Below are 13,095 nucleotides of genomic sequence, written 5' to 3'. Positions count from 1 at the left end.
ATCTGGCGGGGCGATTGGAAGTCAGTACCGGTGTTAAGGAATGTCATCCGGTCATGACAACTTTAGCCGCAGGAAAGATTCTGAAAATTATCGTCAAAATAAAAAATGGCCTATCTTTGTAGAATCTTTATAATGGGATACCAGAGTATCCCTCGTTGTGAATAAAGAATAAATAGTCAATCAAATGAAAATAAACAAAAAACAGGTGTTGCTTGCCTTAATTGCAACCTTTTTATTAACAGCTTGCGGAGAAGAGATCATCCAAAGACTGAATTTACTCGATTATATCGCATTAAATGCCGGAACCGAGGGAACCATCAACATTTCTGCCGGCAATCCCCCTTATCGTATTGAACTGTCGGATGCTGCCATAGCGACGGCCACGGTGAAAGATTCTGTGATTACCGTAAAAGCGCACAAAGAAGGAGAAGCAACTTTGTTGCTGACCGATAAAACGAATCAACATGTGGCGATCAAGGTGTCTGTCGGAATACCGCCGATAGAATTTACTAAAGAGTATACCGCCGAAACCATGCAAACGGTGTTAAGCGAATTCGGTATCGGTTGGGAAGAGTTTGATGAACAAGGCGCCGGACATATTCGTATTAAACCTGCCGGGGCCGACAAACTTCTCTATTTTACATCCAACAAGAGATGGATCGGAATGGTTATTACTTCCAAGACCATTATTAAAGGACTGAATTCCGTTAACCCTCTGTTAATAGACGACAAAGGCCTTACCTTCAAGACGGCCGAAGAAGAACTCTACCATTATTCTTTCGGCGTGCTTTACAAAGAACAGTATTATTTTCTGAATATATATGATGTGGAAAAGAAAGCCGATGTAACGGGCAAAGAGGTAACAATTGTCAGGGGAGCATATATAAAAGCTGTGCAGTAACATCGGCATTGCTATTGTAATCTATTTGAAAATGTCTGCCGGGGCGTCGTTTGGAGCGATGTCCCCACTTCTCATTTGCCGTTTCTTCCTCCTTATAACTAATGATATTTCTTCCGAAAAATCCTTACTTTTAGGGATTGTGAACACTGTTCAGAGGCCGTATTTTTGTGAAAAAATAAAATGGAGGAAGAAACAATCGATATATTAAAAGACGTAACCGAAGGCGAGTACAAAGAAGGCTTTCAGTCGGACATTGAGACGGAATATCTTCCGAAAGGCCTGAATGAGGATATTATTCGCGCCATCTCCCAAAAGAGAGAGGAGCCCGACTGGTTGCTCCGCTTTCGCCTCGATGCCTATCATCACTGGCTTACCCTGACGATGCCCCGATGGGCGCATTTGAACATTCCCGACATCGATTTTCAGGAGATCATTTATTATGCGGCGCCTAAAAAGAAGAACGGGCCCAAAAGCCTGGATGAAGTCGATCCCGAACTGTTGAAAACATTCGAGAAACTCGGCATTCCGTTGGAAGAGCGGAAAATATTGTCGGGAGTTGCGATGGATGCGGTGATGGATAGCGTTTCCGTGAAGACGACCTTCAAAGAAGAATTGGCTAAAAAGGGAGTTATCTTTTGTTCATTTGCCGATGCGGTGAAAGAATATCCCGAATTAGTAAGACAATACTTGGGCAGTGTGGTTCCGTACACCGACAATTTCTTTGCCGCACTCAATTCCGCCGTGTTCGGCGACGGTTCGTTCGCCTATATTCCGAAAGGAGTTCGTAGCCCGATGGAGTTATCCAGTTATTTCCGCATGAACGCCCTCAATACGGGGCAGTTCGAGCGCACCTTGATCATTGCCGACGACGATGCCTATGTGAGTTATCTGGAGGGGTGCACGGCTCCCATCCGCGACGAGAATCAACTCCATGCGGCCATTGTCGAAATCATCGCGTTAGACCGAGCGGAGGTCAAATACTCCACCGTGCAAAACTGGTATCCCGGCGACAAAACGGGGCGGGGGGGCGTGTTCAATTTCGTTACCAAACGCGGCCTGTGTAAAGGCGAATCTTCTAAAATATCCTGGACGCAGGTCGAAACCGGTTCGGCCATCACTTGGAAATACCCGAGTTGCGTCTTGCAAGGCGATTATTCGAGCGGCGAGTTTTATTCGGTGGCCATCACCAAGAACGCGCAACAGGCCGATACCGGTACGAAGATGATTCATATCGGGAAAAAGACCAAAAGCCGCATCGTGTCCAAAGGGATTTCCGCCGGCGTATCGCAAAACTCTTTCCGCAGCCTGGTGAAAATGACCGCCCATGCGCAAAACTCCCGCAATCATTCGCAGTGCGACAGTTTGCTCATCGGAGACCGCTGCGGGGCGCATACTTTCCCGTATATGGATATCGACAATAACTCCGCCGTACTGGAGCACGAAGCTACGACGTCGAAAATAAACGAAGACCAGTTATTTTATTGCAATCAGCGCGGAATTCCCACCGAAGAGGCCGTCAGCCTCATCGTAAACGGCTACGCGAAAGAGGTGTTGAACAAGCTTCCCATGGAATTTGCCGTTGAAGCGACGAAGCTTTTGCAGATAAGCCTCGAAGGGAGTGTCGGATAAATATAAAATCAAAACAATCATGTTATCAGTTAAAAATTTACATGCTTCCGTTAATGGAAAAGCGATATTAAAAGGAGTCGATTTGGAGGTCAAGAAAGGCGAAATACATGCCATTATGGGGCCCAACGGCTCGGGCAAAAGCACGTTTGCTTCCATCCTTGCCGGTAATCCGGTTTATGAAGTGACCGACGGCGAAGTGGCTTTCGAAGGGGAAGAGCTCCTCGGTTTATCTCCTGAAGAACGTTCGTGGAAAGGACTCTTCCTCAGTTTTCAGTATCCGGTGGAGATTCCCGGCGTCAGCATGGTCAACTTTATGCGCGCCGCCCTGAACGAACATCGCCAATACAACGGGCAAGCCCCGATTCCTCCCGGCGAGTTCCTGGCGTTGATGCGCGAAAAACAAACGCTTATCGGGGTGGATAAAGAGATGATCCAACGGTCGGTGAACGATGGCTTTTCGGGAGGCGAGAAAAAGCGCAACGAGATATTCCAAATGGCTATTCTCCAACCGAAGTTGTCCATCCTCGACGAAACGGACAGCGGGCTCGACATCGATGCCTTGCGCATCGTGGCCGCCGGACTTAACAAACTCAAGCGCCCCGACAACGCGACGATATTAATCACCCATTATCAACGTTTGCTCAATTATATCCGGCCCGATATCGTGCACGTCATGTACGAGGGGCGGCTTGTGCGCAGCGGCGGGCCCGAATTAGCGCTCGAGTTGGAAGAAAAAGGATATGATTGGCTCAAATAGACGAATATGAAATACGATACAGATTATTTTGAGTCGAACCGGGACTCGATTTGCCAACAATGTTCTCCCTTGTTGAACCGGCCGAGGCAAGAGGCTTTCGAAGTGTTCCGAAAAAACGGTTTTCCCGCGTATGGCAGCGAAGATTATCAGCATACCGATATCGAGAATCTATTGAAGATAAACGTTGGCATCCGTCAGCGGCTCACGCAACAACAAGCTGTCCGGTATATGGTTTCGGACAGGGGCATGCATCCGGAGCCTTTTCATCAGGATTATCTCATAAACGGATATGCTTATAAGGATGCTTCTTCCCGGCCATTACCGGAGGGGATATTTTCCGGCGGCTTAAACGATTTTGCGGAAAAATATCCCGACGTGTTCTCCGCTTATTACAATCGGCAGGCAAAGCAACACGGCGGCGGGTTGTCGGCGTTCAATACGATGTTCGTACGGGACGGCTATGTGCTGTATGTGCCTGAAAACAAGAGGAGCGACGCCATTATACAGTTGACGCACCTCGTGGAAGCGGAAGAAGACGCAATGGTCATCAGCCGCTTGCTGATTATTTTGGAAAAAGGCGCCGAAGCCAGGATCGCCGTCTACGACCGTTGCCCGGCGGAGAAGGCAAAGTCGGTGACGGTACAGGTTTCCGAAATATATGCGGGGGAAAACGCCTCGTTGGAGTTTTACCATGTGGAGGAAAGCGCCGCCCGCTCCACGTTGATTACCGATAACTTTATCCGGCAGGAGCGGTATTCGAATGTCAAACTCAATACCCTTTCCCTCGAAAACGGCATAACCCGCAACAACTACCGGGTCGGTTTGGACGGCGAATATGCCGAACATATTTTGAAAGGATTGGTGATTGCCGATAAAGAACAGCATGTCGATAACCATACCGTTATCAATCATAATGTGCCGCATTGCCATAGCGATGAATTGTTTAAATATCTCTTGTCGGAAAAATCGATGGGAGCGTTCAGCGGAAAGATAAATGTGGCGGAAGATGCGCAGAAGACGATGGCGTATCAAAATCACCGCAACCTGTTGGACGGCCCCGATTGCCGGGTGTTCTCGAAGCCTCAGTTGGAGATATATGCCGATGATGTGAAGTGTTCCCACGGCATGACAACCGGGCAGATGGACGAAACGGTTCTCCTGTATATGCGTGCCCGCGGCATATCGGAAAAGGAAGCCCGCATGATGCTCCGTGTCGCTTTTGCCGGCGAGATTATAGAGGGCATCGGCGACGAGAGCCTGAGGGAGAACTTGAGGCGATGGGTGGAAAACCGCCTGAGAACGCAGAATGACTAAAAAGTGCAGCATGACGGCAGGAGAACAAACGATTATCGCATCGGCGAAAGAGGAGTTTATCAAAAAAGGGTTTAAGGATGCATCCATGCGGGTCATCGCCAAACAAGCAGGCATGACGGTCGGCAATGTCTATAATTATTTTCAAAGCAAAGACGATTTGTTTTGCCGCACCATGCAGCCGCTTATCAAAGCCATCGACGCTATTTTTGCAGAACATAACAGCGAGCATAATCTTTCCCTCGACGTATTTTTCGATTACTCGTATCAAAGCCATACGATGAATGCGATCCTCGAGTTGACCGATAACTTTGCTTCCGAGCTCAAGTTGTTATGGTTTTGTGCCGACGGCTCTTCCTTGGCGGGTTACAAAGATGCGCTCGTTACTCAACAAACCGCGATCGGCATCGAGTACCTGCGGCTGATGCACGACAAATATCCGCAGTTGAGTATCGATATTTCCCCTTTTTTCCTTCACCTGACGAGTACTTTTTGGATTACGCTTATCGGGGAAATGATCCGCAACAGCCATCTTACCCGAGAGGAAAAACAACAAGCCATCGGCGAGTACATCCGTTACGGGGTCGCCGGCTGGAAAACATTAATGCACGTATAATCATCTATATTATATAATCAACAAATGAAATCTCAAAAACAATCTTCTACACTCGCCCGGCTACGAAGCTATATGGGAAAGAAAGGCGTACTGATGCCTTTCTCCATCACGTTTTCGGTACTGGGAAACATTCTCGGGATGCTGCCGTTCGTGTGCGTATGGCTCATCATCCGGGCCTTGTTTACACAAGGTCTTGCCGCCTCGGGAAGCGACATTGTCCGTTATGCCTGGTGGGCCTTCGGCTTTTCGATCCTTTTTATCCTGTGTTATTTCACCTCGCTGATGCTGTCGCATCTGGCGGCATTCCGCCTCGAGCGGAACCTGCGTTATGAGGCCATGCAGCGGGCCGTGCGCATGCCGTTGGGCTTTTTCACCAGGAATACGACCGGCAAAATGCGCAAGGTCATCGACGATAACGCCGGCATCGTGCATACGTTCGTTGCGCATCAACTGCCCGATTTGGCGGGAGGCCTAACGGTGTTCGTCGCCACGTTGGTGCTGATGTTCGTGTTCGATTGGCGCCTCGGGCTGGCCTGCCTGGTCCCGTTGCTCATCGCGTTCGCCCAATTTTATAGGATGATGGGAAAAGACTATGGCGCAACGATGCAACAATATATGACGTCGCTCGAAGCCATGAATACCGAAGCCGTGGAGTACGTCCGCGGAATACCGGTCGTAAAGGTTTTCCAGCAAACGGTCTATTCGTTCAAACGGCTTTATGATAGTATTATGGCTTACAATAAGTGGGTGAAGGAATATGCCGCTTCCATGTGTAAAGCGATGAGCATTTACACGGTGGCGATTAACGGATTCGCCTTTCTGCTGGTGCCGGCGGCCATCATTCTCATCCTTATCGGCGGCAGTTGGCAGGAAATTACGCTGAATTTGATTTTTTATGTCCTTATCACGCCTTTCTTCGGACAATGCATTATGAAGTTGATGTATGTCGTGGACGGTTACCGTCAGGCCGGTGAAGCCGTAGGGCGCATCGAAGCCCTGACCGACGAACGGCAACAACTTCAGACGCCGCGGGCGTTGACCATGCCGGACACGTACGACATTTGTTTCAAACAGGTCTCTTTCCGGTACGATGATGCTTCGAAAGAAGCGCTTTCGGATGTCGATTTATCCATTCCGCAAGGCAAAACGGTGGCGTTGGTGGGCGCTTCGGGTAGCGGCAAAACCACGCTTGCCCGCCTTATCGCGCGCTTTTGGGATGCCGGCAGCGGCAAGGTGACCATTGGCGGCGTCGATGTGAAGCAGTTGCATCCCGACGAGCTGATGCGGCACATTTCGTTCGTGTTCCAAAACACCGAACTGTTCAAAACATCCATCCGAGAGAATATCCTTTACGGCAAGCCGGATGCGGCGCCCGGCGAAATCGACCGCGCGGTGGAGCTCGCACAATGCCGCGATATTATCGGCAAGTTGCCCGCCGGCATCGACACCAAAATCGGCACCGAAGGCATTTATCTTTCGGGTGGCGAGCAACAACGTATCGCTTTGGCGAGGGCTTTCCTGAAAGATGCGCCCATCGTGCTGCTCGACGAGGCGACGGCCTTTGCCGACCCCGAAAACGAACACGAAATACAGCACGCCTTGCGTCGCCTTATGCGGGGAAAGACGGTGGTGATGATTGCGCACCGCCTCACTTCGGTAACCGATGCCGACACCATCGTGGTGATGGATGAAGGGCGCATAGCCGAACAGGGAACGCACGCTCAGCTACTCGAAAAAGACGGCATCTACCGCCGTATGTGGAAGGAATATCAACAATCGGTCCGATGGGCTATTTAACAAGAAAACAAAACATGCTTCACTCGATACAAAAACGGTTCGCTATGAGCGAACAAGGCGCTAAAGATTTTATGAAAGGGGCGCTATGGACAACGGCGCAGAACATTTCGTTCATGCTGCCCGTCATGCTGGTTTATTTATTTTTGCAAGACATTTTAGCGGTTTATCTGGAGGGGCGCGAGACGGCGGGCGTCCCGTTGTGGGGATATCTTGCCTTCAGTGTCGCGGCTATTGCCGTGATATACGTCGTAACCCGTCATCAGTATGATAATACCTATCTCAATGTGTATAACGAAAGCGCCGTACGCCGTATTTCGCTCGCCGAAAAGTTGCGCAAGCTGCCGCTTTCTTTCTTCGGAAAGAAAAACCTGTCCGATCTCACCTCCACCATCATGCAGGATGCTACCGAGTTGGAGCATACGTTCTCGCATGCCGTGCCGCAATTGGTCGGCTCGCTGGTCACCTTGTTTTTGGCGATCATCGGATTGAGTTTTATGAGTTGGCAACTGACCATCGCCGTCTTTTGGGTCGTTCCCGTCGCGCTTATCGTGCTTTGGATCACGAAACGGATGCAGGAGAAAGAACATCGGGCGAGTTATGTGCAAAAGCGTGCTGTGACCGAGAAGATACAGGAAGGGATTCTTCAGATTCAGGAGATCAAATCGTACGGGCACGAAGACGCTTATCTGCGGGAGCTTTGCGGCATGCAGGAAACGTATGAAAAAGGACAGATTAAGGGAGAGTTGATTGTGGGAGGCATTATTAATGTCATTCAGGCTGTTATCAAACTCGGATTACCGACATTGATACTGGTCGGAACGACGTTGCTGCTCGCCGGAGAGGTCGATTTCCTGACTTACTTGTTCTTTCTCATTCTTTCTTCCGTCATTTTCAATCCCCTGTTGATTGCCTTGGAGCAGACAGCCGTGTTGTTCTTCCTCGATATCCGGATCAACCGCATGAAAGAGATCATGGATTTGCCCGTGCAAGCCGGCGCGTCCGATTATCATCTCGATGATTACAGCATTCGTTTCGACGGGGTGGAATTCTCTTATAAAGACAGCGACGAGCGGGTATTGCACAATGTGTCGTTCGAAGCGCGTCAGGGACAAGTGACCGCGTTGATCGGGCCTTCGGGCGGCGGCAAAAGCACCTCCGCCAAATTGGCCGCCCGCTTTTGGGATGCCGATAGCGGAACCATCACTTTGGGCGGCGCCGACATCACGGGCATCGATCCCGAGGCGTTGCTCAAAAACTATTCGATTGTTTTTCAGGATGTCGTTCTGTTTAACGCTTCGGTGATGGATAACATTCGCATCGGCAAAAAAGAAGCGTCCGACGAAGAGGTGTTGAAGGCGGCTCATGCCGCTCAGTGTGATGATTTTGTCGAGAAATTGCCCGACGGATACCATACCATTATCGGCGAAAACGGCAGTACGCTTTCCGGCGGTGAGAGGCAACGCATATCCATTGCCCGGGCTTTGCTGAAAGATGCGCCCATCGTGTTGCTCGACGAAGCGACGGCTTCGGTCGACGCCGAAAACGAAACGAAGATACAGGCCGGCATTTCGGAATTGGTTAAAAACCGTACGGTACTCATCATCGCCCACCGCATGCGCACCGTGGCCAATGCCGATAAGATCGTGGTGCTCAAAGACGGGCGGGTAGTCGAACAGGGAGCGCCGCAGGAATTACTGAAAAAACCGGATGGGGTCTACAAAAATATGGTGGAATTACAAAAGCCATCTTCTTAGCTCTTTGTTCTTTTTTTTACGGGTACTGGGTAAATTCAAAATTATCCCGTATTTTTGTGGGAAGAGAATCTAAAGTGTCTTTTTTTGAAAACAGAGTCTGCTATATTTATTGGTTTTGAGCGAATATTGGTCCGATTCGTTTTTATGGGGATGTTATTTTTCCTGTTTAGCCCCGCTTATGGCGAGTCGTCGGATAAGGGGATGAAGCAAGTGGAGAATAATCGTTTTTGGCGAACCGATAAATTCATCTATTTCAAAGAAAAATTAACGGTTGCTCTACTCATACGGCAACAGGAACCGTTATATAATCTTTCGGGTGTGCTGTTTAAAATAACATCCAACGATCAATCCGACCGTTTGTTTTTAATCGATTGGCAAAAAGACGCTTCGCAGGCCGATTTATTTGTACTCTACAATAATTCGGTCAAAAAATATCCCATTCCGGTCGATAGCGCTTTTATCCGGAATAAAACCCCCGTACGGTTGGATATCGATTTTAAGACGGATGAGGCGTTGTTCACGTTGGGCAATAATTCCATTGTCTTACATCATTTGCGTTTTTCCATTCATAACGGATATCGATTTAGTTTATTACCGCAACTGGCTTATTCCGACGATCCGGAGTTCCGCCCGAGACTCGACGTCTCCGGTGTAACCGTACAAGTCTCTCAAAGTAAGGTCAACAGTACCGTGTGGATATGGTTTCTGGTGATTATCTGTGTGGATGTGATCATCTTCTTTCTCATTCACCGGGTGAGACGCAAGAGAAAAGGACGTTTTCAGCATGAAAACGATATGGTGGTGCAACAGCCCGACGCCTTAAGCGAAGTGGTCTTGCCGGTTAAAAGCGCCGTATATCTGTTCGGCCGGTTTCACGTTTACGACGCCCGGGGCGAGGATATAACGAAAAGTTTTTCGCCGCTCTTAAAGGAAATCTTATGCTTGTTGATCATTTATTCGCAACGAAACGGGATCTCTTTCGATAAATTGAAAGAGTTCCTTTGGGCGGATAAGGGCGATGCGAGTGCCAGAAACAATCGGGCCGTGTATTTCGGGCGGTTGAAAGGAATCCTCGAAAAGTTGGGGACATTTGACATCAACAATGACACCGGATATTGGAAATTACGCTCATCCGACATCTTTATCGATTATTTCCGCTACAAGGAATTGTTGGCAAAGGATTCGATGAATAAGGTTGATATCGAAGAACTTCTTGCCGTTGTTTCCAATGGCAACTTGTTGCCCACAACCGATTACGAATGGATGGATCCCTTTAAAGATGAGGCTTCCAATGAAACGATAGAAACGTTGCTTCGCGTTGCGGCGAACCTGAATATGCAGGATGATACGCGCCTTATACTGAAACTGGCCGATATTATTTTTAAATTCGATTACCTCAATGAGCATGCGCTCTATTTAAAGTGCAAAGCGTATGGCGTTTTAGGTCAACATGCCGGTGCAAAAAACGCTTACGATAAGTTTGTCGAAGAATATAAGAGAGCGTATGGAACTGCTTTCAATGTTCCTTTTAACGATCTCGACAGTAAATGTACCTGCCACCATCGTCCGTGATATAGCTAAAGAAACATCCCCCGGCGAATCATTTCGCAGGAGGATGTCACATCAATAAAAACGTTAATCTTTCTGTATTTTGCGAGGTTGAATCATGTTTTCGGGTTTCAATATTTCGTCGAGTTTGCTTTTATCCAACCATCCTTTTTCAAGCACCAGTTCATATACGCCTTTACCCGTTTGAAGCGCTTCGGCGGCAATGGTCGTCGACTTCTCGTATCCCAGATAAGGATTTAATGCCGTTACCAGCCCGATGCTGTGCAGTACCATGTCTTTGCAACGGTCTTCGTTGGCGGTGATACCTGTGATACACTTGCTGCGCAGCGTGTTCATCCCCTGAATAAGCATTTCGATGTTTTCCAGCAAAGCCAGCGCAATGATCGGTTCCATTACATTGAGCTGCAATTGTCCCGCTTCCGAAGCCATCGTTACGGTCAAGTCGTTACCGATGACCTTGTAGGCGATCTGGTTGACGACTTCCGGAATGACGGGATTGACTTTTCCCGGCATAATGGAAGACCCCGGTTGCATGGGGGGAAGATTGATTTCATTCAAGCCCGTTCTCGGCCCGGAGGATAACAATCGTAAGTCGTTGCACATCTTGGAGAGTTTTACAGCCAATCGTTTGATGGCGGAAGAGTTCATAATAAACACGCCCGTATCGCTGGTGGCCTCGATCATATTGGTCGCAGGAACAATTTCCATTCCCGTAATGCGAGCCAAATGCTTTGTGCATATTCCCGTATAAGCCGGGTCGGAATTAATGCCGGTGCCGATAGCCGTTGCGCCCATGTTCACTTCGAGAAGCAGTTTGCGGTTCTGTTCGAGGCGTTCGGTTTCTTCCTGAAGGGTGGCGGCAAAAGCTTCGAATTCTTGTCCGAGCGTCATCGGCACGGCATCTTGCAATTGTGTACGTCCCATCTTTATTACATGGACAAACTGTCCGGCTTTTTGATGTAATGCCTTGATTAAATTCTCCAGAGATTTTTTTAATTCGCCGACACTACGGTATAAGGCAATCTTTATTGCCGTGGGATAAGCGTCATTGGTCGATTGCGACAGGTTGACATGGTTATTCGGATGGCAAAAAGTGTATTCGCCCTTTTGATGTCCCAATAGTTCGAGCGCCCGGTTGGCAATCACCTCATTGGCATTCATATTGGTTGATGTGCCGGCCCCTCCTTGCACCATATCCACCTGGAAATGGTCCCGCCATTGGCCGTTTTTAATTTCTTCACAGGCCTTTACAATGGCGTCGGCGATGGTTTTATCCAACAGACCGAGGTCCTTGTTGGCCAATGCGGCCGCTTGCTTCACATCCGCCAATCCATAAATGAATTGGGGATAATCATACAATTTCGAACGGCTGATGGTGAAATTATCCAACGCCCTCATGGTTTGAATACCGAAGTAATATTCTACGGGTACTTCCATTTCCCCCAGTAAATCGTGTTCTGTCCGCGTTTTCCCGCTTAATGTAAATTTTGTAATATCCGTCATAATAATGTGAATAAATAAATATCAAAGGTATCGTTAAAAAACAACATGAACAAGAAATTGTGCTTGCCAATTGTGACTATTTGTTATGTCTTCGGGCAAATCGAGGTAGGTTCCGGCTAATTGAAGTTTCAATCTGTTATCGATAATGTATTTCGAAATGCCGGCTGTATACTCGCTTGCCTTTTCTATGAGCGCGTTCTTTTCATCCCATTCGGGGCATACGGTGCTGTAACGTAAATCAACGGCCCACTTGTTTTTGAACAAATAACCGGTCTCAACGGTAAAGCCGTTTCCTAACCTTAGATAATCGGCTATTTGTTTCGGCTGTAATTTCGAATTCGTTGAAGGGGCGGTGTAAAGATTCTGCAAATCATTCCCTACCGCATTCACGTATTCCGCCAAAAACGAGAAGCCTCTGTATTTCAATAATAAATCGACGGATAATTTTTGATAGTCGGGATAGGCTGCCGTACCCGTGCTGTCGTACAAAATAAAATCGCCGTGGCCTTGTCCTATCGGATTACTGACGCCGTCATTATAACTATATCCCACGCCCAATGCGATTTTTACGGTTTTCTCACGGGCGAAGTCGGCTCCCCGTAAATCGTTTTGTCCCGTAAAGAATCCCAACGGATAGAGGGTGGCTCGGGCAGAATAGTTTGCCCCGCCCAAATCGAAATCGGTCGAACTGCTGCCGAAGGAATTACGCCCGTCGCCGCTGGTAACCGATACACCCAAATCAATTCCGACACTTCCGAGTTTGTTTCGTGTTTCCACAAACAAACCTAACTCGCGGCCGGTTTCAAAAAATGTTTGATTCACAAGACTCCGGTTTCCTAAATTCAAAGCCTGGTCATCATACAGCATCGAACGTGGCCCGGCTAACGATTGCTTCTGTCCGGCCGAAAGCTTCAGCCATTTCACCGGCTTATACGACATCCAGGCATCTAACAACGGATAGGGATCCGCAAAATCGAGTTGCAGCATGAATCCGAACTTGTCATGATAATAATCGCCGCCGATATTGAATAATCCCCGTTGAATGCCGAAGCGGTTTTCCCCCGGCTCCGAGGCGTATTTGGAATAGGTCGCATCCATTTGTAGATATCCTCCGATGTTGAAGAGATGCATACCGTTGTCTAATTGTATATTCAATCCCTTTCCAAGTTCGAATCCGACTTTGTTTTCGTTTACCTGCGGATACAGGGCTATTGTAAACGATAAGAACAGTAAAAATGAGAGTATTTTTTTCATTAGA

The 13,095-nt window shown here is 48.2% G+C and carries 10 protein-coding genes; 8 read left to right on the top strand and 2 right to left on the bottom strand.

Features of this window, described 5'->3' with window-relative positions:
• Nucleotides 1-184: 184 nt before the first annotated feature.
• From ABNK31_RS09655 to ABNK31_RS09620, 8 genes are all read left to right on the top strand, one after another.
• Nucleotides 185-901, top strand: a complete 717-nt coding sequence (locus ABNK31_RS09655) for a hypothetical protein (protein ID WP_418892321.1) — start codon at nt 185-187, stop codon at nt 899-901.
• A 180-nt stretch (nt 902-1,081) separates the two neighbouring features.
• Nucleotides 1,082-2,530, top strand: a complete 1,449-nt coding sequence (sufB, locus tag ABNK31_RS09650; protein WP_418892320.1) for a Fe-S cluster assembly protein SufB — start codon at nt 1,082-1,084, stop codon at nt 2,528-2,530.
• A gap of 19 nt (nt 2,531-2,549) precedes the next feature.
• On the top strand, nt 2,550-3,287 hold the full coding sequence (sufC, locus tag ABNK31_RS09645; RefSeq protein ID WP_418892319.1) for a Fe-S cluster assembly ATPase SufC: 738 nt from the start codon (nt 2,550-2,552) through the stop codon (nt 3,285-3,287).
• Nucleotides 3,288-3,293: 6 nt separating this feature from the next.
• Nucleotides 3,294-4,601, top strand: coding sequence for a Fe-S cluster assembly protein SufD (gene sufD, locus ABNK31_RS09640; RefSeq protein WP_418892318.1), 1,308 nt, complete (start codon nt 3,294-3,296; stop codon nt 4,599-4,601).
• Nucleotides 4,594-5,214, top strand: a complete 621-nt coding sequence (locus tag ABNK31_RS09635; RefSeq protein ID WP_418892317.1) for a TetR/AcrR family transcriptional regulator — start codon at nt 4,594-4,596, stop codon at nt 5,212-5,214. Before sufD ends, ABNK31_RS09635 begins: the two co-directional genes overlap by 8 nt.
• 24 nt (nt 5,215-5,238) lie before the next feature.
• On the top strand, nt 5,239-7,011 hold the full coding sequence (locus tag ABNK31_RS09630; protein WP_418892316.1) for an ABC transporter ATP-binding protein: 1,773 nt from the start codon (nt 5,239-5,241) through the stop codon (nt 7,009-7,011).
• A 14-nt stretch (nt 7,012-7,025) separates the two neighbouring features.
• Nucleotides 7,026-8,765: an ABC transporter ATP-binding protein gene (locus ABNK31_RS09625; RefSeq protein ID WP_418895388.1), complete on the top strand. Its 1,740-nt coding sequence runs from the start codon at nt 7,026-7,028 to the stop codon at nt 8,763-8,765.
• Nucleotides 8,766-8,909: 144 nt separating this feature from the next.
• Nucleotides 8,910-10,337: a hypothetical protein gene (locus ABNK31_RS09620; RefSeq protein ID WP_418892315.1), complete on the top strand. Its 1,428-nt coding sequence runs from the start codon at nt 8,910-8,912 to the stop codon at nt 10,335-10,337.
• A gap of 63 nt (nt 10,338-10,400) precedes the next feature.
• Here the strand turns inward: ABNK31_RS09620 and aspA are convergent, their stop codons facing one another.
• Nucleotides 10,401-11,837 carry an aspartate ammonia-lyase gene (aspA, locus tag ABNK31_RS09615; RefSeq protein WP_418892314.1) on the bottom strand — a complete coding sequence of 479 codons (1,437 nt, stop codon included), beginning with the start codon at nt 11,835-11,837 and terminating at the stop codon, nt 10,401-10,403.
• Between the two features lie 33 nt (nt 11,838-11,870).
• Nucleotides 11,871-13,091, bottom strand: coding sequence for a porin (locus ABNK31_RS09610; protein ID WP_418892313.1), 1,221 nt, complete (start codon nt 13,089-13,091; stop codon nt 11,871-11,873).
• Nucleotides 13,092-13,095: the final 4 nt, after the last annotated feature.

The sequence above is a fragment of the Limibacterium fermenti genome, from assembly GCF_041902845.1.
Classification (GTDB): Bacteria; Bacteroidota; Bacteroidia; order Bacteroidales; family Dysgonomonadaceae; genus Limibacterium; species Limibacterium fermenti.
The sequence above is the reverse complement of the archived record's forward strand: the minus strand, read 5'-3'. Positions and strand labels throughout refer to the sequence as shown.